Genomic DNA, 23,696 nt, shown 5'->3' on the forward strand with positions numbered 1-23,696 from the left:
GCCGCTCATGCCCACCCGGCCCCGTACCGCTCTGGTCGCCGCACTCCTGACCCTGCTCGTCGGACTGGTCTGCGCACCGCAGGCCGCCGCCGCGGGACAGGCGCCCGCCGCAGCCGCCTCGCACACCTTCCGCAACCCGCTCAACACGGGCCCCGACCCGTTCCTGGCCTACGCGAACGGGGCCTACCACCTCACCACCACCCAGGGCGACAGCATCAGGATGTGGCGCTCGCCGTCCCTGGCCACACTGCTCGACGCCGACCCCATCACGGTGTGGACGGACACCGACACCACCCGCAACCAGCACATCTGGGCCCCGGAGTTCTACCGCTTCGGCAACCGCTGGTACCTCTACTACACCGCGGACGACGGCACCGACGACCATCACCGCCTCTACGTCCTGGAGTCGGAGCGCGACGACCCGGCCGGCCCGTACCACTTCAAGGCCAAGCTCGCCCCGCCCAACCACACGGGGGACTTCGCCATCGACCCGGGCATCCTCCAGCACAACGGTCGCCTCTACCTGGCGTACAGCGGCATCAACGCCTACCAGCACAACGGCCTGAACATCGCGCCGATGTCGAACCCGTACACCGTCTCCGGCGACGCGGTCGCGATGAACGCCGCCGGGGGCTGCCCCGAGGTCCGCGAGGGCCCCGAGTTCCTGAACCGCAACGGCCGTACGTGGATGACGTACTCGGCCTGCGACACCGGCAAGCCTGACTACCAGGTCTGGATGATGTCACTGGCCGACGGCGCCGACCCGCTCGTCACCGGCAACTGGAGCCGACGCTCCGGGCCGGTCTTCTCCCGCGCCGACGCCCGCGGCGTGTTCGGCCCCGGGCACCACGCCTTCTTCACGTCCCCCGACGGCACCCAGGACTGGATCGTCTACCACGCCAAGTCCACCTCCGTGAACACGTACACGAACCGCACCACCCGCGCCCAGAAGATCGGCTGGAACGCGGACGGCTCCCCCGACCTCGGCGTCCCGCTCGCCCTGGGCGCGACCCAGGACCTGCCGTCGGGCGACCCCGGCTCGGGCACCTACTGGATCAACGACGACGGCCGCTCCAGCGGCGCCGGCACGGTCGCGTACACCGGCACGTGGAACTCGGGCACCGGCTGCGCCACCCAGTGTTTCTGGAGCGACGACCACTGGATCGACCGGGCGGGCAACACCGCCACGTACACCTTCACGGGCACCCGCATCGCGCTCCTCTCCGTCCGCGACACCGGTAACGGCATCGCGGCGATCAGCGTGGACGGCGGTCCCGAACAGCGGGTGGACTACTACAACGCGATCCGTACCGGCGAGACGCTCCAGTACCTCAGCCCGCGCCTGGCGAACGGCGCGCACACGCTGCGGGTCCGTGTCACGGGCGAGCGGAGCGGATCGTCCGGGGCGGCGTTCGTGAGCGTGGACCGGGCCGAGGTGTACACGGACTGACCCCGGCGCGCGTGCTCAGCCCGGCCGGCGGGCGCCGGTCCGCGCCGCCGTCACGGCCACCGTGGTGTACGGCATGGTGAACGTCGCGCCGATGGCGTCGATCACGGCGCCCGTCCGCGCCAGCAGGTCCGCCGTCTGCCGCGGCGTGCGGTGGACCGCGTCGCCGGTGGTGCGCAGATGCTCCAGCCACGCGTCGCGGGTGTATGTGTACTCCTGCTCGAAGCGCCACTCCTCGGGCTCCTCGAAGCTGTCCGAGGCACGCAGTCCGTCGGCCACGGCGTCGAAGACGGTCGCGTACGCGTCGAGGGCGGTCCGCGCCCAGGGGTTGCGCGGCGCGTCGGGCAGCGCGCGGGCGTGTGCCTCGCGGAAGGCGTCCGCGAGGTCGGGGGCGGGCCGGTACACGTTCCAGAACAGGGCGAGCCGGCCGCCGGGGCGCAGTACCGCGGCGGCCTTCTCGGCGCCCGCCACCGGATCGATCCAGTGCCAGGTCTGACCGGCGACGACCGCGTCGAACGTGCGGCCCGCGGGGTCCCAGGTCTCGAACGCGGCCACCTCGACGGTGCATCCCTGCGCCCGCGCGAAGGCGGCCATGCGCGCGTCGACGTCGATGCCGAGGACCGTGCTGCCCGCCGCCAGGAACTGGCGGGAGGCGATGCCCGTGCCGCATCCGACGTCGAGGAGTTCGGGCCCGGGAGCCGCGGCGACGATGCGCCGCACCAGGGCATCGGGGTAGCGGGGGCGGCTCCGGTCGTAGCGCTCGGGGTCCGTGCCGAAGGACTCGGCCATGGTCCGCGCCCGGTGCGCCTCGTCCGCCGACTCCCGGGGCGTGTCCCGCGGGTCGGTCTGCTGGTCCGGTCGGTGAGTGGGCATGCGCCCACCATAGTGGGCAACTGCCCACTCGTCTACGGTTGCCGCAGTCCCGATGCCCGGGGACGAGCGGAAGACGACCGGAAGGGGGGCCGCACGTGCCCACCGGTGTGGCCCTGCGCGATGTACGCGCCCAGTTGTTCGAGGCCGCCGAGCGTGTACTCCTGCGGGACGGCGCGGCCGCGCTGACCAGCCGGGCGGTCACCACCGAGGCGGGGTGCGCGAAGGGTGTGCTGCACCGGCACTTTGCCGACTTCGACGCGTTCCTCGCGGACCTCGTCCTGGACCGCGTCGCCCGGATCGGCGCCCTCTCCACCGACCTGCGCGCGTCCGCCGGCACCGGCTCCGTCGTCGAGCACCTCACCGGCGCCCTCGTCGACCTGTTCAGCCCGGTCGCCGTGGCGATGGTCGGCCTCATCACCTTCCGGGACGGGCTGCGCGCCCGGTTGCGTGCCGCAGGGCAGCGCGGCATCCCGGTCCTCACGCAAGTCACCGAGGCGATCGTCGGCTACCTCGGCGCCGAGCGCGCGTCGGGCCGGATCGCGAAGGACACCGACCTCGACACCCTGGCCCTCACCCTCGTCGGCACAGGGCATCTGCTGTTCGCGGACCGGGAGAGCGGGCCGCCGGAGAGGGAAGCGGTCCGCAAGGTCGTCACGTCGGTCGCCTCCGCGGTACTCACCGGGACGGGCCGGCCCTAGAAGTCGCGAAAACCCAGGGGAACATCCGATCGACCGGACAACCGTCCGGAGGGAAGGTCCGGGTGCCCGTCACCCCGGACCGGTCGCGGCGGTTGAGGTCCGTGGATGCGCCCCGGCGACCGGCCGGGTGGATGCGTCCGGGCGGCGGTCACGGCACTGTGCGGGTGTGTTCGACGTGACCGCCGCCTGCACGGGGACGGCGGACGACAGCGGCGGGCCCGCTCCGGTGGACGACCGGAGCGGGCCCGCACGTGACAGGAGGGCCGGGACTCAGCCGCGCAGCGGCTCCAGCTCCCTGTCGTCCTCGGCGGACGGGGTCTCGGTCAGGTCCTTGCGCAGCTTCTCGCCCTCGACGTCGACGTTCGGCAGCAGCCTGTCCAGCCAGCGCGGCAGCCACCAGGCCGCCTTGCCGAGCAGCGCCATGACCGCGGGCACGATGGCCATGCGGACCACGAACGCGTCGAAGAGGACGGCGACGGCCAGGCCGAAGCCCATCATCTTGATCATGTCGTCGTTCTCCATGATGAAGCCGGAGAAGACGCTGATCATGATGATCGCGGCGGCGCCGACGACCCGGCCGCCGTGCCGGAACCCGGTCACGATGGCCTCGCCGGGGCGCGCCCCGTGGACGTAGGCCTCACGCATGCGCGTCACGAGGAACACCTCGTAATCCATGGCCAGGCCGAAGACCACGCCGATCATGAAGATCGGCATCATCGACATGATCGGGCCCGGCTGGTCGACGCCGACGATGTCCGCGAGCCAGCCCCACTGGAAGACCGCGACCACGGCGCCGAGCGCCGCCGCCACCGACAGGAGGAAGCCGAGCGCCGCCTTGAGCGGGACCAGGATCGAGCGGAACACCAGCATCAGGAGGAGGAAGGCCAGGCCGACGACGAGCAGCAGATACGGCACGAGCGCGTCGTTCAGGGTCTGCGAGAAGTCGATCGTCATGGCTGTCTGGCCGGTGACCAGGACGTCGGCGCCGGTGTCCGCCTCCCACGCGCCGGCCTCGGAACGGATCGTCCTGACCAGTTCCTCGGTCCGGTGGTCGCTGGGTCCTGTGCTCGGGACGACCGACATGATGGCGGTGTCGCCCGCCTCGTTGACCTGGGCCGGAGCGACCGCGGCGACGCCGTCGACCTTTTCGAGCGAGGCGCCGACCGACTCGGCCGCGGCCTGCGCGCCCTTGCCGTCGACGGTCACCATCAGCGGGCCGTTGAAGCCCGCGCCGAACGACTCGGACAGCATGTCGTACGCCTTGCGCTGCGTACTGTCGGGGGCCGACGAGCCCTCGTCGGGCAGGCCGAGTTCGAGGCTCGCGGCCGGGACGGCGATGGCGCCGAGACCGAGGACGGCGACCAGCAGCACGGTCAGCGGGCGGCGCATCACGAACCGGGACCAGCGAGTGCCGAGGTTCGGCTTGCCCGCCCCAGCCCCCTGGGCGGGGACGGCGGTCTTGCGGTCCTTGCGGCGCAGCACCTTCTTGCCCGCGAAACCGAGCAGGGCCGGGATCATGGTGAGGGCGATGACGACGGCGATGGCGACGGTCGCCGCCGCGGCCAGGCCCATCTTCGTCAGGATGGGGATGTTCACGACGGACAGGCCCGCGAGGGCGACGATCACCGTCAGGCCGGCGAAGACGACCGCCGAACCGGCCGTGCCGACCGCGCGGCCCGCCGCCTCCTCGCGTTCGCGGCCCTCGGCTATCTCGGCGCGGTAGCGGCTCACGATGAACAGGGCGTAGTCGATGCCGACCGCGAGGCCGATCATCATGGCCAGCGTGGAGGTGGTGCTGGAGAGGTTGAGGACGCTGCCGAGCGCCGCGATGCCGGAGACTCCGATGCCGACGCCGATGATCGCGGTGAGCAGCGGCATGCCCGCGGCGACCAGCGAGCCGAAGGTGATGAGCAGGACGATCGCGGAGATCGCGATGCCGATCAGCTCGGCGCTGCCGCCCATCTCCTGTTCGGCCTGGACGGCGTCGCCGCCCGACTCGACGGTGAAGCCCTCGGCGCGGGCGTCGTCGGTGGCCTTGGTGAGGGCGTCGCGGGCCTCGTCGGTGAGCTCGGTGGAGGCGACCTTGTACGACACGGAGGCGTAGGCGGTCGTGCCGTCCTTGCTGACGGCGTTCGCCTTGTAGGGGTCGGCGACGGAGGAGACCTGGGGGCCCTTGCCGAGCGCGCTCACCAGCTTCTGGACGTCGGCCTTGGGCGCCGGGTCCGTGAGCTTCTCGCCCTGCGGGGCGCGGACGACGACGCGGGCGGTCGCCCCCTCGGCGCCGGCCGCGGGGAACTTCTCTTCGAGGAGGTCGAAGGCCTTCTGCGACTCGGTGCCCGGCATCGAGAACGAGTCGGCGGGCGGGGCCGGCGCGGCCGACGACGCGAAGCCGATCCCGCCGAGCAACAGCACCCACAACAGGGCCACATAGCGACGGCGCCGGAAGGACAGCCGTCCGAGTTTGTACAGGAACGTAGCCACGGCGAAAGGGGCTCCCGTCGGGGTCGTGGAACGAGGAGCGACTACCCGGTGGTGCGTCGTCGCACGTCAGGGTGGTCGGCAGGATCGGATTCCATCGTCTCCGCTCCCGAAGGCCCCTGGCTAAGCCTCTGAGCCGGACTCCGGACCCACGTTCGCGGTAGGCGCGGGCGGCGCGTGTCATACCCGGGGAGGAGTGGTGCGCGATACGTGTAGACCCCCAGGTGCACCGGCCGGTCCGGCCACGGGTCCACAAGCGCAGGTGGGAGGCGTCCGCGGAGATGGCTGCTTTGACATACCTATGTACTCATACTTATCTTGGGACCATGCCCGCCTCCCGTGCCGCCCGCAAGGACATCGACCGCGTCGCCTCCGCGCTCGCGGCGTCCCTGCCGACGCTGCACCGGACCCTCGACCGCCGGATCCTCGAGGACTTCCCGCACGACCGGCTGCCCGAGGCGCAGATCGCTCTGCTCCGTCTGGTGGCGGACCGGGACGGCATCACCGTGCGCGAGGCGGCGCACGAGCTGCTGATGCAGCCGAACAACGTCAGCGCGCTCGTCTCCCAGCTCACCCGCTCCGGCCTGCTCGAACGGCGCTGCGACGCCGCGGACCGGCGGGTGGCCCATCTGCACACCACCGCCGTGGCCCGGGAGCGCATCGCCGAGGTCGAGGGGATCGCCCGGCGTCATCTCGCCGAGGCGCTGCGGCACTTGACGGGCGGCGAGCTCGACGCGCTCGGCTCCGCCGTGGGCGCGCTGAACTCGCTCGACACCCTGCTGCGGCCGACCGCGGGCTGACGCCCGGCCGGTCCCCCGCACTCTCCGCCCTGCCCCGCTCACGTCGGGGCAGGGCGCTTCCGTGCTCCTGCGGCACGCTCCACCCTCGTACGAGACAGACAAGGCAGTCCTATGCCCTCCTCCTCCGTTGCCCCCTCCCCTGCCCGGGCGCTCGCCCCGCCCGACGCGGCGCCCTCGGGACGGCGCGGCAATCCCTGGCTGACGCTGATCGCCGTCGCTTTCGGCCTCTTCATGGTCGGCCTCGACGGTTCGGTCGTCTCCATCGCCAACCCGGCGATCGGCCGCGACCTCCACGCCTCCACCGCAGGCCTGCAGTGGGTGACCAACTCCTACCTGCTGGCGCTCGCCGCCGCGCTGATCCTCGGCGGCAAGCTCGGTGACCGGTTCGGGCGGCGCACCGTCTACCTCGTCGGCGTCCTGGGCTTCACGGTGGCCTCCGTCGCCATCGGCCTCTCCGGTTCCATCGAGCTCGTCATCGCGTTCCGGGCGCTCCAGGGCTTCTTCGGCGCGCTGCTGATGCCGAACACGCTCGGCCTGTTGCGCGCGGTCTTCCCGCCGCGGAAGTTCGGCATGGCGGTCGGCATCTGGGCCATGGTCTCCTCGGTGTCCACCGCGCTCGGACCGATCGTGGGCGGGCTGCTCGTCGAGCACGTCAACTGGGAGTCGGTCTTCTACATCAACGCGCCCGTCGGCGTCCTCGCCCTGGTCGTCAGCGCACTGGTGCTGCCGCAGAGCAGGAACGCGGCCGCGGCGGACGAGAAGTTCGACGTGCTCGGTGTCGTGCTGCTCGCCCTCGGCATGCTGGTCGTGGTGTTCGGCGTGGTCAAGGGCGAGACGTGGGGCTGGAGTTCGGCCGGCACGCTCGGCGCGATCGGCGCGGGTGTCGTGCTGCTCGTCGTGTTCTGCGTGTACGAGTCCCGCATCGCCCATCCGCTGCTGCCGATGCGGCTGTTCCGCAGCCCGGCGGTGACCGTCGGCACCTTCGTCACCGCGCTGAACTTCTTCGTCCTGCTCGGCGGCATCTTCTTCGTGATGCTGTACCTCCAGAACGTGCGCGGGTTCTCGCCGGTCGAGGCCGGTGTCCGCACGCTGCCGCTGAGCCTCGCCTCGGTCGTCGCCTCCCCGCTGGGGGCGGCGCTCACCGACCGGTTCGGGCCGCGGCTGACGATGCCGCTCGGCATGGTGCTCCAGGGCGCCGCGTCGTTCCTGATGCTCGGCTGGGCGGCGGACTCCGGATACGCGGCCCTGTGGCCGCCGTTCGTCGCGCTCGGTCTGGGCGTCGGCATGGTGATGTCCGCGTCGTCCGCCGCGATCGTGGGCAACGCGCCGGTCGAGGACGCCGGGGTGGCCGGCGGGCTCCAGGCCACCGCGCTCCAGGTCGGCGGGGCGCTGGGCACGTCCGTGCTGGTGTCGCTGATCAGCAGCCGGGTCGGCACGACACTCGGCTCCGAGCTCGGCTCGGCCGGTGTGCCGGACCAGGTCGCCGGGCGTCTCGCCGAGGCCAAGGACGCCGTGGCGATGGGCGCGGCGCCGGTCTCCGGCTCGATGCCCGCCCAGCTGCGGGCGGCGGTGACCGAGGGCAGCCACGCCGCGTTCATGAGCGGCGTGCACACCGCCGTCCTCGTGATGGGTGTGCTGTGCGCACTCGGCGCGGTCGTCTCGGCGGTGGTACTACGGGGGCAGGCGGCCGCCCGGCACTGAGAACCTGTCTTTGAACCCCCGTCTGCGCGGGGGCGGTGCCCCGCACCACCCGAGGGGATCGGGCCCGGCCGCCGTTGCGCGCCGGGCCCGATCCTGTTGCCTGGGCGGCATGTCGCGCCCGGGGTTCCGGGGCGCGGGCGGTGTCAGTGGGCGGCGGGCACCGGCTCGTCCGTGGGCTGTCGCGTCGCCTGCTGGGTCTTGCGCAGGGAGGCGATGCCGATGAAGACCATCGAGAAGAGGCCGGTCAGGGCGAAGGCCGTGAAGCCCCGGTCACCGTTGCCGGAGGCGAGGAGCTGGCCGCCGAGCCAGGGGCCGAAGACCGCGCCGAAGCGGCCCATGCCGGAGGTCCAGCCGACCGCGGTGGCACGGCTCTCGGGGGTGGAGCGGATCGAGACCGTCGCGTAGATCATGACCTGGGCGCTGTTGAGGAAGACGCCCGCGAGGAGGACCACCACGAAGGTGAGCGCGAGCGCCATGTGGATGCTCAGCAGGTAGACGCTGACCGCCGTGAGCAGGAACCAGATCGCCGAGATGCGCGGGGCGCCGAAGCGGTCGGCGGCGCGGCCCGCGACCAGCATGCCGACGATGCCGCCGAGGTTGAAGACGACGACGAACTGAAGTGAGGAGCCCAGGTCGTAGCCCTCCGCGCGCATCAGCGTGGGCAGCCAGGTCGCGACTCCGTAGACGAGGAGGAGGCCGCCGAAGGAGGCCAGCCAGTAGAGCAGGGTCTGGACCCACTGGTTCGCGCGGAACAGATCGCTCAGCGCGTCCCACCGGCCGGCGCCGGCCGGGCGCCGCGTCTTCACGGCGGGCAGTTCCACGTCGTACGTGGCCGAGAGGCGCCGCGCCTCGTCGGTGCGGCCCCGGGCGAGCAGGAAGCTCAGGGACTCCGGCATGACCTTGGCGATCACCGGCACGAAGAGCAGCGGGACGACACAGAACCAGAACGCCGCGCGCCAGCCCAGCGGTTCGACCACCCATGTGGCCACGTACGCCGAGAGGATGCCGCCCGCGTGGTGGGCGGTCATCAGGCCGCCGACGATCAGTGCGCCGCGACCGCGCGGGGCGTAGTCGGAGACCATCGTGATCGCGGTGGGCAGCAGGCCGCCGAGGCCGATGCCGGCGAGGGTGCGGCCGAGGCCGAACGTGGCGACGTTCGGGGCGGTCGCGCAGAGGGCCGAGGCGAGCGAGAAGACGGTGACGCAGCCGACCATCATCTTCTTGCGGCCGATGCGGTCGGAGACGGTGCCCGCGGTGAGGGCGCCGATCAGCATGCCGAAGGTGGCGTAGCTGCCGAGGTCGCCGGCCTGGTCGGGGTCGAGGCCGAGCGCCTTGGTCTCCAGCATGTGCGGCAGCACGGAACCGTAGATGAACATGTCGAGGCCGTCGAAGAGGACGGCGAACCAGCACAGGGCGAAGACCAGTGTGGCCATTCCGGGGCCGCGGCGCGCGGGCGGCGGGGTGGCGGAGGAGGACATCGTTGTTTCCTCTCGTCCGGGAGGAGAGTCCCTGGAGCGGTGGGATGGGGACGGCCGTGCGGCGGCCGGAGCGGGGGGCGTGAGCGGCACGTTAAGAACCCCCACGGCCCTTCGTCAACACTTTTGTTGACAATCTCAGAAACAAAAAGGCCCCGGGCGACGTGGTGTGGTCCCCCGGGGCCGGGCGGCTTCCTCAGGCGCCGACGGGCGGCGGCTCCACGGGAGGGGTGCCGTGGGTGTGGAAGGACTGGATCGTCTTCAGGCCCCAGGCCTGCCCCTTCGCGCGCTCCGCCTCGGTCCAGGTGATCAGCGGCCAGTCGGGCGCGAGGACGAGACGGGTGAGCGGGTTGCACAGTTCGATGCGGTTGCCGCCGGGTTCGTAGACGTAGAGGAAGAACGTCTGCTGGATGGCGTGCTTGTGCGGGCCCGTCTCGATGAAGACGCCGGAGTCGATGGCGAGGTCGGCGGCGCGCAGGACGTCCTCGCGGGTGTCGGTGGCGAAGGCGATGTGGTGCAGGCGCCCCTCGCTGCCGGTCCAGTCCTCGGTGTAGACGACGTCGTACGACTTGTTCGTGAAGGTCAGCCAGCGGGCCGCGACCCGGCCGCTGTCGAGCCGGATCTGCTCGGTGGGCCGCGCACCCAGCACGTTCTGCTGGAACTCCGCGTTGGCGAGGACATCGGCCGCGAGGAAGTTGACGTGGTCGAGGCGGCGGACGCCGACGCCGCGGTTGGGCTTGGCCTGCGGCTGGTTCTTGAGGGACGGCCTCAGGTGATCGGGGGCCCGGTAGTGCTCGCTCTCCCAGTACAGGGCGTGCTCGTGGCCGTCCGGGTCGGTGGTGACGTACAGCTTGCCGATCCCGGGTTCGTCCTCGGCCCACGTGCCGGTGCCACCCGCCTCCTCGACCGCCTTCACCCGGCGCTGGAGCGCCTCCTCGCTGGAGGTGCGCAGGGCGAGCCGGCCGAGGCCGGGCCGGTCGCGGGCGGTGAGGACGAGGCTGTGGTGCTCGTAGTCGTCAAAGGTCCGCAGGTAGACCGTGTCGCCGTCCTGGCCGTTGACGGTGAGGCCCAGGAAGTCGGTGCAGAAGGCGACGCTGGCGTCCAGGTCAGGGGTGAAGAGCTGGGCGTGGCCGACGTGGGCGATGTCGCCGAGGGGCGGAGTCATCGGGGACCTCCTGAAGAGAGTGCGGGCAGGGGGGGAGACGGCGGCCGGGCGGGGGAAGACGGTGCCGTCGAAGAGCTTGCGGGCCGTACGGACCACGGCGGTGCGGCGGGCGCGGGGCAGCCCGTCGGGGCCGGTGGTGAGGCCGCTCTCGATGTCGGTGAAGCCGGTGGGATGCTCGATGCGCAGCCGGTCGCCGTCGCCGGGCGGCGCCGCGAGGGGAGCGCCGACACCGCCCTCGACACGCAGCCCCGCGGCCACGCTCGCCGCGCCCAGGACCCCGATCGAGGTGTGGCAGCGGACGGGGATGAAGGTGCGGGTGGTGACCGCGCCACCGTGCCGGGGCGGGGCGAGCAGGGTCACTTTGGGCACGGTGGTCGCCGAGACGTCACCGAGGCCCATCAACTCCCCTGCCGCGAGCCTCAGTTCATGGATGCGGCCGGTCAGGTCCTGGTTCTCCTCCAGCTCCGCCGGGTCCTCGTATCCGGTGACTTCCAGGGACTCCGCCGCGACGAGGACCGTCGGCATGCCGTTGTCGACGCAGGTCACCTCGGTCCCGGCGACGGTGTCGCGGGCGCGGCCGGTGGGCAGCAACGGGGCGCCGCCCGGCGGGAATTCGACGACGACCGCCGCGGCCGTGCCGGGGACGCCGGATATCTCCGTGTCCCCGTCGTAGGCGACGCGCCCGCCCGGGGTCGGGAAGGTCGCCGTGGCGAGGTCCCCGGTGTTGAGCATGCGGATGCGCACGGCACTCTCGTCCCGGCCGGGTGCGACCAGGCCGCGTTCCACGGCGAACGGGCCGACGCCCGCGAGGAGGTTGCCGCAGTTCTGCCGGCCCGACACCTCGGGCCTCTCGACGCCGACCTGGAGGAACAGGTAGTCGACGTCGGCCGCCGGGTCGGCGGAGGGCGCGATGACGGCGACCTTGCTAGTGAGGGGGTGCGCGCCGCCGAGGCCGTCGATCTGGCGCGGATCGGGGCTGCCCATGATCCGCAGCAGCAGGTCGTCGCGGGCGGCCGGTTCCGCGGGCAGGTCCCCGGCGAGGAAGTAGGCGCCCTTGGAGGTGCCGCCGCGCATCAGCATGCAGCGCACCTCGGCGAAGTCCGCGGGCCCGGTCACGCGCCGGCTCCGTTGTGCTCCTCGTACGTGCGGTACTCGACGCCCAGCCGCTCGAGCGTGTCGCGCAAGCCGTAGCGGTCCAGGCCGAGTTGGCCCTCCAGGAAGGCGGCGCGGGTGGCCGCCTCCTTGTCCTCGCGGGCCCGGGACCTCTCGGCGGTCTCGCGTGCCTGTTCGCGGGCCACGACCACGACACCGTCGTCGTCGGCGACGATCACGTCACCGGGGCGGACGGTCTCGGCGCCGATCACCACGGGCACGTTGACGCTGCCGCCGGTCGCCTTGACGGTGCCCTGCGCACAGACCGCCGCCGACCAGGCGGGGAAGCCCATCGCCCGCAGTTCCGCGGTGTCGCGGACGCCGGCGTTCGTGACGACGCCGCGCACGCCGCGCCGCTTGAGCGCGGTCGCGAACAGCTCGCCGAACATGCCGTCCGTGGAGGGCGACGTGGTGGCGACGACGAGGATGTCGCCCTCGCCGCACTGCTCGACCGCCGCGTGGATCATGAGGTTGTCGCCGGGCCAGGACAGGACCGTGACCGCGGTGCCCGCGACGCGGGTGTCCTGCTGGTTGGGGCGCAGATGGCTGCCGAGCAGTCCGGTCCTGCCCATCGCCTCGTGGACGGTGGCGACGCCGTACCCGGCCAGCGCCTCGACGTCCTCGGGCGCGGCCTTGGGCGGGCCGGTGACGATGACGCCGGGCATCAGGCGAGCTCCTTCGCGATCTGCGGGTACGGGCGCATGTAGGCCTCGGCCATGGTGGCGTGGGCGAGCCCCAGGTTCGGGCCGGCGTTCCGCTTGAGCTGGACGCCGCGGCGCACGGCGAGATCGGTGTAGTAGTCCCACAGGTGGCGCTGCGCGGCCAGGCACTCCATGGCCGCCCGCTTGGTCTCCCAGACCTCGGTGATGTCGAGCAGTACCTCGGGCCTGAAACCGCTCATCTCCGGCTGGTGCGGCTCGAAGTAGAAGACGGGCGGGGCGCCGATGATCTCGCCCTCGCCGGGATAGCCGATGGCCTGCGCGAGGACGCGGGCCTCCAGGGCCATGCGGTGGGCGGCCGGATGGTCGCCGTTGTACGGGTCCTCGGCCGGATGCGTGAGAACGACGTCGGGCTGGGTCTGGCGGTAGAGGGTGACGAGCCGGTCGGTCAGCTCGGCGGTGGCCACCAGCGGGTAGTCACCGGCGTCGAAGAAGCGGACCTGCGCGCCGAGTTCGGCGGCCGCGCGCTCGGCCTCGTCCCGGCGTATCGCCTTGATCTCGTCGAGCTTCCTGCCCTCGCGCCAGGCCTTCGCGGACTCGCCGCGCTCACCGAACGTGAGGCAGGCGATGGTGACCTTCTCGCCCCGGGAGGCGGCCAGGGCGATGGCGCCGCCGGCCCGCCACACGAAGTCGCCGGCGTGGGCGGTGATCACCAGTGTCGATCGGGGCGGGGCGGCGGGCGCGTTGCCGTTGGTCATGCTGTGTCTCCTTGGATCCGGGGGTGCGCCCGCCCGGGCGGCGTCAGCCGGCGCGCAGGGCGTCGATCACGCTGCCGAGGTGGGCGCGGACGGCCCGTTCGGCCGCCTGCGGGTCCCTGGCGCGGATCGCCTCGATCACGGCCAGGTGCTCGCTCAGGGACTGCTGCGGACGCCCCGGACGCAACGCCAACTGGAAGCGGTGACGCACCAGTTGGGCGTTGAGACGCTCCAGGAGACCGACGGCCGTCTGCTGGCCGGAGATGTCCCGGATGCGGGCGTGCAGTTCGTGGTTGAGCTCGGAGTAGGAGAGCGGGTCGCCGGCGCCGACCGCCTTGGCCATGGCCTTGCCGAGGTCGGTCAGCTCGTCGAGCTGCGCCTCGGTGGCGTCCACCGCCGCCTTCGCCGCACACAGCCCTTCGAGCGCCATCCGGCACTCCGTGATCTCCACGGCCTCCTCGACCGTGACCACGCGCACTCGCGATCCGCGGTTGCGGATCCGCTCGACCAGTCCTTCGGCGGCGAGGTCGAGCAGCGCCGCCCTGATGCTCGCGCGGGTGACGTCGTACTGCTCGGCGAGTTCGTTCTCCACCAGCCGTTGGGCCGGTGACATCTCGCCACGCAGAATCGCCTGCCGCAACCGCTCCAGCGCGTACTGCTTGGCCTGCTCTCCGGAGCCTGGACGGGCTTCCTTCGGCATCTGCCCTCCCTGAGTGAGTGCCTGTCGACGCTAAATCTAGGCCAACAAGATTGTCAACGATTTTGTTTGCAGATTCTCCGCCCCTGGCATCGCGAGTTCAGCTCCCGTACAGTCCCGCTCCACCCACCGCCCCCTTGCGCCTCACGCCAAGATCACACGATGCATCCGGTCATGTTCCCGACATAAAGGAGCTCCCTCGTGGTCATCTCCCGGAGGCCCCTGGTGGTCCTCGCGACAGCCGTCGCCGCGCTCACCGTCTCCGCCGCGACCCCGGCGCCGGCCGCCTCCCCGCTGCCCGCCGTGACGCCCCGCGCCGAGACGGCCGCCCTGCACGACGACGCGGCGGGCGGCGACGCCGACGCGGACGACCCCGCGATCTGGCGGGACAGCGCCGACCCGGACCGCAGCCTCGTCATCGCCACCGCCAAACAGGGCGGCCTGCGCGTGTACGACCTGGACGCGCGTGAGGTGCAGTCGGTGCCGGCGCCCGCCGCGCCGGGCCCCGGCGACGCGCCCGGCCGCTTCAACAACGTCGACCTGGTGCACAGCGCGCGCCTGTCGGACCTCGCCGTCACCACGGACCGCGGCAGCGACCGGCTGCGCCTCTACCGCATCGACCGCGACCGGGTCGGCGGTCCCCTGAAGGACGTCACCGACCCGAAGGCGCCGGCGGTCTTCTCCTCGTCCCAGGAGGAGATCAACGAGCAGCGCACCGCCTACGGCCTGGCCACCTGGACCGACCGCACGACGGGCCGCTCCTACGCCCTCGTCAGCCAGCGGGAGCGTACGCGCCTCGCGCTGCTGGAGCTGACCGCCCGGCAGGACGGCACCGTCGGCTACCGCCCCCTGCGCACCCTCGACCTGCCCGCCACCTTCCGCCTGCCGAACGGGACTTCATGGTCGCCGTGTGCCGAGCCCGGTGAACTCCCGCAGGTCGAGGGGATGGTGGTGGACCCCGCCGACGGCACGCTGTACGCGGGCCAGGAGGACGTCGGCATCTGGCGGCTGCGCGCCGACCTGACGGGCACGCCGAAGCTGGTCGAGAAGGTGCGTGAGTACGGGGTCCCCGGCACCTACGACGCGGCGACCGAGGAGTGCGCCGCGGGCGCCGACCCCGGATTCGGCGGCACGCACCTCACCGCGGACGTCGAGGGCCTGACCCTCGTCACCGAGCAGGACGGGGACGGCCTGCTCCTCGCTTCCAGCCAGGGCGACAACACCTTCGCGGCGTACGACCGCGAGGTGTCCGACGACAACGAGTACGAGGGCGGCTTCCGGGTGACCCCGGCGTCGGCGGCGCTCGACGGCTCCGAGGAGTGCGACGGCGCGGCCGCCCTCAACGCGCCGCTCGGCCGCCGCTACCCGCACGGCCTCCTGGTCGTACAGGACGGGCACGACGCGCCGGGCGATCCGGAGCGGGTCTCCACCGATTTCAAGTTCGTCGACCTGGGCAAGGTCATGGACGCGGTCGAGGACTGACCTGAGCAGCGGGCGGCTCGCCCCACGGCGCCTCCAGCACGGACCGCAGCGCGGCGAGGGCCCGCGCGCCGAGGCGTGCGGCGAGCCGCTCCTCCAGCCGGTCCAGGGCGCGGCAGGCCCGCTCGTGGGCGCGCCGCCCCTCGGCGGTGCGGCGGATCAGCCGCTGCCGCGCCGAGGCGGGGTCCAGCACCTGTTCGAGCAGCCCGGCGGCGACCAGGGAGTGCACGGCCTGGTGCACGGTCTGCCGGGTCACACCCATCCGCCGGGCCAGCTCCGCCACGGTGGTCCCGTCCTCGTCGAGCGCGGCGAACAACTGCACCTGCGGCGGCGTCACCGCGGGCACGCCCTCGCCCTCCAACTCCGCGACCAGCCCCTCCTCGAACCAGCGTCTGGCCTCGCCCAGGAGTTGCGGCAGATCACGTCGGATCCCGGTCATCGCTTCCTCGCGCTCTCGCACACGGCTTCGGCCGGGACACTTGCCCGCCTCCCGTGACACATGTCAGGCTACCTGACGTACATCGTCAGGCGACCTGACATAGATGAAGGTGAGCACGTCATGACCATCGAGTTCGCGACACGCTACCGGGACGCCTCCCGCATCCCGCCCGAGCCGGGGAAGCCGTATTTCATCGAGAAGGGCGAGGGCGACCGCGCCCATCTGTTCGGAGATCTGATCACCGTCTACGCGGGCGGCGAGCAGACCGAGAACACCTTCAACTTCTTCACCTGCGAGGGCCCCAAGGGCGACATCATCCCGGCGCACCTGCACGCCGACACGTACGAGGTCTTCTACGTGACGCAGGGCGCGGTCCGGCTGTTCGTCGAGGACACCGAGGGCGAGCAGACCGAGCGCCTGCTGACGCCGGGCGACTTCGGCTTCGTACCGAAGAACTGCCCGCACGCCTACCGCATGGAGCGCCACCACACGCAGATCGTCGGCGTCGCGGCCGGCCCCGGCGGCACCTTCGAGCGGTTCTTCGAGTCGCTGGGCACCCCGGCCGATGAGCACGGCATGCCGCACCGGCCGTTCGTCCCCGAGCCGCACAAGTTCGGCACCGTGCCGCAGAAGTACGACGTCCGCTTCCTGCCCGACCAGCAGTGGCGGACCTCGTGACGCCGGACGAGCTGCGGGGGCTGATCGCCGCCCCGCACCCGGACGTCGCGCCCCTGCCGCCGGCCGCCGAACGCGCGGCCGGGGTCCGCGAGCTGCGGGGTGTCCCCTACGGCGCCCTGGAGGGCAGCCGCCCGCTGGAGCTCGACCTGTGGCTGCCCGGCCCGGGCGGGCGAATCCCCGCTCCCCTGGTGCTGTTCGTGCACGGCGGGGCGTGGCGGCGCGGGCGCCGGGACGACATGGGCGTACGCACCCGCGACTGGCTGCCGGGGCCGTTCGAGCGGATCGCCGCGGCCGGACTCGCCGTCGCCTGCGTCGACTACCGGCTCAGCGGCGAGGCCACGTTCCCCGCTCCGCTCGACGACCTGCGCGCCGCGCTGCGCTGGCTCGGGCTCCGCGCGGACGAGCTCGGCATCGACCCGGGGCGCACCGTCGTGTGGGGCGAGTCCGCGGGCGGCCACCTGGCCTCGCTCCTCGCCCTCACGCACACCGCGCCGCCGCTCGCGGGGGCCGTCATCTGGTACGGGCCCGCGGACCTCACGACCGCGCGAGCCCCGTTCGACCCCGCCGACCCGCACACCTTGGAGGCCCTGCTGCTCGGGGCGGCTCCCGCCGCGGTGCCCGAGCGCGCCGCCGACGCGAGCCCGGTGCACCAGGCGCACGCGGGCGCCCCGCCCTTCCTGATCGTGCACGGCGAGGACGACACCATGGTGCCCTGCGGGCACGGCCAGGCACTGGCGTCCGCGCTGCGGGCCGCAGGCGCGCCGGCCGAGCTGCGGACGGTGCCCGGGGCCCAGCACGGCTGGGTCGGTATCGACGGAGAAGAGGTGGAGGGGATCTTCACCGCTTCCCTGGAGTTCGCGCTTTCCCGGACGTAGAAGTGCTGGCAGATTGGGGCGCGCCGGACCGGGACCCGGTCCGGGCCCCCAGTTCAGGACTTCGATGACGAGGTGTGCGATGAGCCCGCAGTTCGGCGACTACCAGTACGAGATCTACCTCGACGGACTGCGCGGTGTCGTCCCCACACTCCCGATGGAGTTCGACACCCTCCAGGAGCGGGCGCGGGCGGCGCTGCCCGCGTCCGTGTGGTCGTACGTGGCGGGCGGCGCGGGCGACGAGCACACGCAGCGCGCCAATGTGCGGGCGTTCGAACGGTACGGGCTGGTGCCCCGCATGATGGTCGGCGCGGCCCGGCGGGACCTGTCGGTGGACCTGTTCGGACTCCGGCTGCCCTCCCCGCTGTTCATGGCGCCGGTCGGCGTGATCGGGCTGTGCGCGCAGGACGGGCACGGCGACCTGGCGACCGCCCGGGCCGCGGCCCGCACCGGTGTGCCGATGGTCGCCTCGACGCTCTCGGTGGACCCGATGGAGGACGTGGCCGCCGCGTCCGGGTCCACCCCGGGCTTCTTCCAGCTGTACACGCCGACCGACCGGGAGCTCGCCCGGAGCCTCGTCGAGCGGGCCGAGGCCGCGGGTTACAAGGGCATCGTCGTCACCCTCGACACGTGGGTCACCGGCTGGCGCCCGCACGATCTGTCGACCTCCAACTTCCCGCAGCTGCGCGGCCACTGCCTGGCCAACTACACGTCCGACCCGCGGTTCCGCGCGCTGGTCCCGAGCGACGACCCGACGGACACCGTCTCCACCTGGGTCGGTCTCTTCGGCAACCCGCTCACCTGGGACGACCTACCCTGGCTGCGCTCGCTCACCGATCTCCCGCTGATACTCAAGGGCATCTGCCACCCGGAGGACGTGCGCCGGGCCCGCGACGGCGGCGTGGACGGCGTCTACTGCTCCAACCACGGCGGCCGGCAGGCCAACGGCGGGCTGCCCGCGCTCGACGCGCTGCCCGGCGTCGTCGAGGCCGCGGACGGCATGCCGGTCCTCTTCGACTCCGGCGTCCGCTCCGGCGCCGACATCGTCAAGGCGCTGGCCCTGGGCGCGACGGCGGTGGGGGTCGGGCGGCCGTACGCGTACGGGCTCGCCGTCGGCGGCGAGGACGGCCTCGTCCACGTCCTGCGCACCCTGCTCGCCGAGGCCGACCTGATCATGGCGGTGGACGGCTATCCGACGCTCGCGGACCTCACACCCGAATCGCTCCGCACCGTCCTCCCATCCTGACCGGCTCTGCCGGCCACCCGCCGTGACCCGCGCCGGCCGCTCCGTCGATGACCCCATCGGCGACCCCGGCCGCGCACACGACGATGTACGGGGACGGGGTGTGCGCGGTCTCGGCCGCACTCGCCTCAGGCACACCGCACCGCCTCGATCAGCTCGGCGAGACACGCCGCGGCCTTCGCCAGGCCGTCGTGCGGGGTGACGGGTTCGTCGAGGTAGACGTCCCGGCGCAGCTCCAGCATGAGGGCGCTCACCCGGGTGTCCTGGCCGAAGTGCCGCAGGGGCACGTACGTACCGGCGAACGGGGTGTCGAGGCCGACCTCCCCGAGCGGCGCGAACGCCTCCCGGGCCCGCGCGAGCAGGGCGTCCGGGGTGTGGAAGGCGTCGGTGCCGAGGCAGACCGCCGGGCGCGGGTCCGTGCCGTGCAGTTCGTAGGGGAGGGCGCGGCTCGGGTAGGAGTGGACGTCGATGATCACGGCCCGGCCCGTCGCCGCGAGGCGGTCCTCGACGGCCCGGGTCATGGCCGCCGCGTAGGGGTGGAAGTACGTGGCGAGGAGCGCGGCCTCGTCGGCGGGCGGCTCGGGGCGCAGCGGCGCCCGCCCGGTGGTGCGGGTGTAGACGGCGCCCATGCCGACCGCGCGCATCTCCTCCCGCTCGTCGGGGAACCGCTCGGGGTCGACGACCAGCCGGGACCGTTCGTTGACGAAACGCCACGGGGTCACGGCCGCCGTCCGCGCGGCCTGTTCGGCGATGTCCTGGGTACGGGCGTCGGTGATGAGGTCCAACTCCCGCTCCAGAGCGGCCTCGTCGAGCAGCAGCCCGGCGCGGACGCTCGCGGGGACGGCGCGGGAGCCGTGCGGGACGTGGAGGAGGACCGGCGAGGCCGGGTCGCCGGGTACGAGACGGTGGGCGGGCCCGTCGTCGCGCGACGGGGCGGGGCTGAGCGTGGTGTGCATGCCCCTACTCTCCCCCGCACGGCGAGGCGTGTGCTTCGGGGTACGCGTCCCGGGCGGGGGCGTCCCGGGCCGGTGCCCTCAGGAGCCGGGGTCGCAGCAGCCGTCCCGGCGCATGTGGCGGCCCACCTCCAGCCAGTCGTGCCGCGCCCCGGCCGTCCGGGCCGTCGTGGTCACCGGTTCGAACGCGCCGACCAGGTCGGCCTGTCGGAAGGGGATGCCGCCGCGGAGTACGGAGGTCGTACGGACCAGGTCGTCGAAGTCGGTGAACGGGTCGCCGTCGACGAAGGCGAGGTCGGCGAGCTTGCCCTCCTCCACGGTGCCCAGGTCCGCGTCCGCGCCGAAGACCCGCGCGGGCAGCACGGTCACGGTGCGCAGGGCCGCGGCCGGGGAGAGGCCGCCGCGGTGCAGGGCGCGCAGGGCGAGATGGAGGTGCAGGCCGACCGGGACCAGCGGCTGGTCGGTCCCGAGGGCGATGAGGCCGCCTGCGGCCAGGACGCGCCGGTAGACGTCGGTCTCCCGGGCCAGCGTGGCGAGTTGGGCGCCGGTGGGCGGTGTGCCGGCCAGTTGGTCCACGACGGCGGTGTCCCAGGGCGGCATCAGCGTGGTGACGCGCGGGTCGTCCGCGAGCGCGGGGTCGGCGCCGAGCAGCGGCGCCGCGGTGAAGGGCGTCGCGACGAGGTGGAACCCGGCGTGCGTGTAGATCTCCTCGACGTCCTGGCCCGCGCGGCCGGTCGCGGTCGTGGCGTGCCCGAACTCCAGTCGCTGGGTCGCCTGCAGATGGGTCGTCAGGTCCTGGCCGAGCTGTACGCCCGGTGTGCACAGGTGGCTGCCGCTGCGCACTCCGAGCCGTTCGTGGGCGAAGCGGGCCGCCTCCGCCATCATCCAACCGGGCGCCCTGACATAGGTTTTCACGAAGTCCCAGTCGAGCGCGGCCGCCCGGTCGAGGGAGCGGCGCAGCCCGGCGCGGGTGCGGTGGGCGCGGCCCATGCTGTACGCGACGCGGGCGCCGTCCAGGAGTTCGCCGGTGGCCAGCAGGCGGGGCCCGGCGAGCGCCCCGGCGTTCACGGCCTCCCGGATGCGGGCCTGTTCGTAGGCGAACCCGCCCAGGGAGACGGCGGTCGTGATGCCGTACGCGAGTTGCAGCGCGGTCTGGCGGCCTCCGTAGGTGGACTGCCAGGGGTGGGTGTGGGAGTCCCAGAGGCCCGGCAGGACCGTACGGTCGGCGGCGTCGACGCGGTGGACGGCGGGCCGGTGCGTCGCGCGGTGCGGTGCGACGGCGGTGACGCGTCCGCGTTCGATGGTGATGTCGACGTCGTCGCGGACTGTGGAGCCGGTGCCGTCCCAGAGGCGGCCGGCGTGCACCACGGTGTCGGCGGGGCGCGGGCGGCGCTGGTCGAGCGGGATCCGGACCGTGCGGGCGGTGCCGTGGATGACGTCCAGGAGCCGGAGCTTCCCGCCTGCCCTTCCCGCGCCGAGGTAGAGCAGGTGGCGGCCGTCGGCCGCCCAGCTCGGGTGGTCCGCGGCCTCCTCGGTGACCTGGCGGGGCGGCCCGTCGGGGGTTCCGTCGGGGCGCACCGGCAGCAGCCACAGCGCGGACTCGACCACGACGGCCATGGTGCGCCCGTCGGGGGACCAGGCGGGCCCGGAGTCGTACCGGTCGGCCAGGGAGACGTGCGGGGCGACGGCGTGCAGGGCCGCCTTGCCGGTGGTGGTGTCGACGACGCGGATCTGGTTGTAGCCCTCGCGGAAGCGCTGGTTCAGGCGGCCCCGGTCGCACAGGGCGACGTACCGGCCCTCCGGCGACCAGCAGGGTCTGCCGGGCAGACCGCCGCCGCCCAGCGGCTTCGCCAGGAGCTGCTCCGTTCCCGCGGCGAGGTCGCGGACCAGGAGGTTGCCGGACACGTCGAGGCAGGCCAGCCGGGTGCCGTCCGGTGAGAGGGCGGGGAAGACCCGGCCGCCTTCGGCGAGGACGGTCTCCTCGCCGGAGGCCAGGTCGTGGCGGCGCACCGAGAACAGGCCCGCGCGGTCGTCGGCGTAGACGAGCCCCGTGCCGTCCGGGGTCCAGGCCGGGGTGAGGACGTACCGCGTCACCGGGGCACGGACGACTCTGCGGGGCGCGTGGCCACCCGAAGTGGCGCCCACCCACAGGGAGTTGAGAGCGGCGAAGGCGACCGAGCGGCCGTCGGGCGAAAGGGCGGGCAGGTGCGGGGCGCGCACCGGGCGCACTCCCCCGGCCTCGAAGTCGTAGCGCTTGACGCGATACCGGGGCCGGTCGACGGTGTGCCGTGCGGTGAAGGGGATGCCTTCGCCGTCCCCGGGCGCGGCCGGGCGGACGATACGGAACGTGCCGTCGACGGTGAGGAGCAGAGCGTCGTCACCGGTCCAGCGCGGCGGCACGGGAGCGAGGTCGCCGGGCACCGCGACGGGCCTCCCGTCGACGACGAGCGTGCAGCTCGCGGCGGGCGCCGGGGTGGTCCGCAGATGGGCCAGGCGGCCGCGGGGCGACACGGCAGGGGTCATGATCTGGGCCCCGGAGTCGTCGCTCCGCTCGGTGACGACCGGCCCGGCCCCGTCGGCGGCCACCGAGGCGACCGTCGAGGCCTGGAGCGTGCCGGCCGCGGTCACGACGGCGCGGACGAACAGCACGCGCGTGCCGTCCGGCGACCAGGTCGGGTCGAAGTCCTCCCAGGCGCCGCCCTGCCCGGGCCCGGACTGTCCCGGCAGGCCGGTCAGCCGGGCGAGCGTTCCGTCCCGTACGTCGATGACCCAGACGCGGTAGGGGCTGCCGGTGACCGGGTCGCCGCCGCGCTCGGAGGCGAACGCGACGCGGGTGCCGTCCGGGGACCAGGCGGGGCCTCGGTCGTCCCACGGGCCGTCCGTCAGCTGCCGCGGCCTGCTCCCGTCGGCGTCGAGGAGCCACAGGTGGAAGCCGCCGCCCCGGTAGGCGCTGACGACGAGGCGGCTGCCGTCCGGGCTGAACTGCGGTCTGGTGGGTTCCAGTTCGGGGGCGGTGAGCGCGGTCGCGGCGCCGCCCGCGCGCGGGATCGACCACAGGATGTTCTGGATCTCGGCGACGAGGCGGTCGCCGGACGGGGCGAGGGTGGCGGCCCCGTTGGTGGCCGCCGTGAACGACAGCGTGGCGGGCCGGGCGGCGGCCGCCGCGGCGCCCGGGTCGAGAGCGGCGCCCGCGGCGACCGCACCGGCGGTGACCGACGTGGTCTGCAGGAAGCGACGGCGGGAGAGGGCGGGACCGGAGAGGCGGGTGATGTCCATGAGGCTCCCAGGGCACGAAGGGTGTGCGGGACCGGAGGATGCGCGGGGCGGGTGAGGAACCAGCAGACGAGCGAGGACCCAGCAGGCGAGGCGAGGGAGCAGGAGGAGTGCGGGAGGCTGGAGAGTGCGCGAGGCGGGTGAGGGCCGGAGGGGGCGCAGGGCGGGTGAGGGACCGGAAAGCGCGCAAGGCGGACGGGAGACCCCCAGCAACATAGGGGCACGGTCAGGGGAAGTCACCGACCCGCGCCAGTACGGCCGGAACCTTGCCGCGACCCGGCATGCCCACGGCGCCCGGGCGACCTGCGGCGAAGGGCCCCGGGAATATGCCGTACGCCCTCCCCGTTGACGGCCCCGAAGGAGGCAACCGTGGAGCAGAAGTACTACACGCACGGGACGGCCGCGGAGCGCTGGGAGCGGGCGCGGATGTTCTTCGACGCGAAGGAGTTCACGACCGCCGCCGGGATCCTGGACGGTCTCGTCGAGGAGGTCCCCGAGCAGGTCGGTCCGCGTCTGCTGCTCGCCCGTTCCTACTACCACTCGGCCCAGCTCGGGCGCGCCGAGGCCCAGTTGCGCATCATCGTCGAGCGCGACCCGGTCGAGCACTACGCCCGGCTGATGCTCGGGCGGACGCTGGAGCGCCAGGGCCGGGACGCCGAGGCGGCGCCGCATCTGCGGATGGCTGCGGCCCTCGCCGGGGATTTCCCGCAGGACTGAGCCGGGGCCCCGGACGACGGGGCCCCGGACGACGGGGCCCGGGAGGCCGGGGCCCGGGAGGCCGGTGGTGGGGGGGGGGGGGGGGGGGGAGGCGGGCGTGCACCCCCCCCCACCCCCCCCCATCTCCCCCCCCCACCCCCAC

General features: G+C 73.3%; 19 protein-coding genes and 1 pseudogene. 9 read left to right on the plus strand and 11 right to left on the minus strand.

All coding sequences use genetic code 11. The annotated features are described in order from the left end of the window. Positions 1-7: 7 nt before the first annotated feature. Entirely contained in the window at positions 8-1,450 is a 1,443-nt protein-coding gene (locus ACZ45E_RS01975) for a glycoside hydrolase family 43 protein (protein ID WP_468215308.1), read from the plus strand. A gap of 15 nt (positions 1,451-1,465) precedes the next feature. Here the strand turns inward: ACZ45E_RS01975 and ACZ45E_RS01980 are convergent, their stop codons facing one another. Beyond that, complete coding sequence (locus ACZ45E_RS01980) at positions 1,466-2,320, minus strand: class I SAM-dependent methyltransferase (RefSeq protein WP_468215311.1); 855 nt, start codon at positions 2,318-2,320, stop codon at positions 1,466-1,468. Positions 2,321-2,415: 95 nt separating this feature from the next. Between ACZ45E_RS01980 and ACZ45E_RS01985 the strand changes: the two genes are divergently transcribed. Next, a complete protein-coding gene (locus ACZ45E_RS01985; protein WP_468215314.1) occupies positions 2,416-3,018 on the plus strand; it encodes a TetR/AcrR family transcriptional regulator in 603 nt (200 codons plus the stop codon). A gap of 270 nt (positions 3,019-3,288) precedes the next feature. Here ACZ45E_RS01985 and ACZ45E_RS01990 read toward each other — a convergent pair whose 3' ends face one another. After that, a complete protein-coding gene (locus ACZ45E_RS01990) occupies positions 3,289-5,499 on the minus strand; it encodes an MMPL family transporter (protein ID WP_468215316.1) in 2,211 nt (736 codons plus the stop codon). 323 nt (positions 5,500-5,822) lie between these two features. On the opposite strand from ACZ45E_RS01990, the gene ACZ45E_RS01995 reads away from it, so the two are divergent. After that, complete coding sequence (locus tag ACZ45E_RS01995; protein ID WP_468215318.1) at positions 5,823-6,296, plus strand: MarR family winged helix-turn-helix transcriptional regulator; 474 nt, start codon at positions 5,823-5,825, stop codon at positions 6,294-6,296. 111 nt (positions 6,297-6,407) lie between these two features. Continuing rightward, positions 6,408-7,997 carry a DHA2 family efflux MFS transporter permease subunit gene (locus tag ACZ45E_RS02000; protein ID WP_468215321.1) on the plus strand — a complete coding sequence of 530 codons (1,590 nt, stop codon included), beginning with the start codon at positions 6,408-6,410 and terminating at the stop codon, positions 7,995-7,997. Between the two features lie 143 nt (positions 7,998-8,140). Here ACZ45E_RS02000 and ACZ45E_RS02005 read toward each other — a convergent pair whose 3' ends face one another. The 6 genes and pseudogenes from ACZ45E_RS02005 to ACZ45E_RS02030 form a co-directional block, all read right to left on the minus strand. Beyond that, positions 8,141-9,475 (minus strand): MFS transporter, encoded by a 1,335-nt coding sequence (locus ACZ45E_RS02005; RefSeq protein WP_468215323.1) that lies wholly within the window; start codon positions 9,473-9,475, stop codon positions 8,141-8,143. A 193-nt stretch (positions 9,476-9,668) separates the two neighbouring features. Then, positions 9,669-10,637, minus strand: a complete 969-nt coding sequence (locus tag ACZ45E_RS02010) for a catechol 2,3-dioxygenase (RefSeq protein ID WP_468216004.1) — start codon at positions 10,635-10,637, stop codon at positions 9,669-9,671. A gap of 24 nt (positions 10,638-10,661) precedes the next feature. After that, positions 10,662-11,717: pseudogene (locus tag ACZ45E_RS02015) on the minus strand (4-oxalomesaconate tautomerase); the annotation flags it as partial. Between the two features lie 32 nt (positions 11,718-11,749). Beyond that, positions 11,750-12,454 (minus strand): 4-carboxy-4-hydroxy-2-oxoadipate aldolase/oxaloacetate decarboxylase, encoded by a 705-nt coding sequence (locus ACZ45E_RS02020; protein WP_468215326.1) that lies wholly within the window; start codon positions 12,452-12,454, stop codon positions 11,750-11,752. Beyond that, the gene (locus ACZ45E_RS02025; protein WP_468215328.1) at positions 12,454-13,206 is read right to left on the minus strand and encodes a PIG-L deacetylase family protein; all 753 of its coding nucleotides are present in this window, start codon (positions 13,204-13,206) and stop codon (positions 12,454-12,456) included. Before ACZ45E_RS02025 ends, ACZ45E_RS02020 begins: the two co-directional genes overlap by 1 nt. 43 nt (positions 13,207-13,249) lie before the next feature. Beyond that, on the minus strand, positions 13,250-13,903 hold the full coding sequence (locus ACZ45E_RS02030) for a GntR family transcriptional regulator (RefSeq protein ID WP_468215330.1): 654 nt from the start codon (positions 13,901-13,903) through the stop codon (positions 13,250-13,252). 204 nt (positions 13,904-14,107) lie between these two features. Here ACZ45E_RS02030 and ACZ45E_RS02035 point away from each other — a divergent pair, with 204 nt between their 5' ends. Continuing rightward, a complete protein-coding gene (locus ACZ45E_RS02035) occupies positions 14,108-15,382 on the plus strand; it encodes a phytase (RefSeq protein WP_468216007.1) in 1,275 nt (424 codons plus the stop codon). Here the strand turns inward: ACZ45E_RS02035 and ACZ45E_RS02040 are convergent. Further along, positions 15,360-15,818, minus strand: coding sequence for a MarR family winged helix-turn-helix transcriptional regulator (locus ACZ45E_RS02040; RefSeq protein WP_468215332.1), 459 nt, complete (start codon positions 15,816-15,818; stop codon positions 15,360-15,362). The genes ACZ45E_RS02035 and ACZ45E_RS02040 overlap by 23 nt on opposite strands. Before the next feature lie 120 nt (positions 15,819-15,938). Between ACZ45E_RS02040 and ACZ45E_RS02045 the strand changes: the two genes are divergently transcribed. The 3 genes from ACZ45E_RS02045 (at position 15,939) to ACZ45E_RS02055 (ending at position 18,614) form a co-directional block, all read left to right on the plus strand. Next, positions 15,939-16,496: a quercetin 2,3-dioxygenase gene (locus tag ACZ45E_RS02045; RefSeq protein ID WP_468215334.1), complete on the plus strand. Its 558-nt coding sequence runs from the start codon at positions 15,939-15,941 to the stop codon at positions 16,494-16,496. Then, complete coding sequence (locus tag ACZ45E_RS02050; RefSeq protein WP_468215337.1) at positions 16,493-17,371, plus strand: alpha/beta hydrolase fold domain-containing protein; 879 nt, start codon at positions 16,493-16,495, stop codon at positions 17,369-17,371. Before ACZ45E_RS02045 ends, ACZ45E_RS02050 begins: the two co-directional genes overlap by 4 nt. A gap of 79 nt (positions 17,372-17,450) precedes the next feature. Then, entirely contained in the window at positions 17,451-18,614 is a 1,164-nt protein-coding gene (locus ACZ45E_RS02055) for an alpha-hydroxy-acid oxidizing protein (protein ID WP_468215338.1), read from the plus strand. Between the two features lie 125 nt (positions 18,615-18,739). On the opposite strand, the gene ACZ45E_RS02060 is transcribed toward ACZ45E_RS02055, so the two are convergent. Both ACZ45E_RS02060 and ACZ45E_RS02065 read right to left on the minus strand, forming a co-directional pair. Further along, complete coding sequence (locus tag ACZ45E_RS02060; protein WP_468215341.1) at positions 18,740-19,567, minus strand: N-formylglutamate amidohydrolase; 828 nt, start codon at positions 19,565-19,567, stop codon at positions 18,740-18,742. A gap of 78 nt (positions 19,568-19,645) precedes the next feature. Continuing rightward, positions 19,646-22,840 (minus strand): amidohydrolase family protein, encoded by a 3,195-nt coding sequence (locus tag ACZ45E_RS02065; protein ID WP_468215342.1) that lies wholly within the window; start codon positions 22,838-22,840, stop codon positions 19,646-19,648. 423 nt (positions 22,841-23,263) lie between these two features. Between ACZ45E_RS02065 and ACZ45E_RS02070 the strand changes: the two genes are divergently transcribed. Then, positions 23,264-23,554 (plus strand): tetratricopeptide repeat protein, encoded by a 291-nt coding sequence (locus ACZ45E_RS02070; RefSeq protein WP_468216009.1) that lies wholly within the window; start codon positions 23,264-23,266, stop codon positions 23,552-23,554. Positions 23,555-23,696: the final 142 nt, after the last annotated feature.

This window comes from Streptomyces sp. NPDC030991 (genome assembly GCF_055571235.1).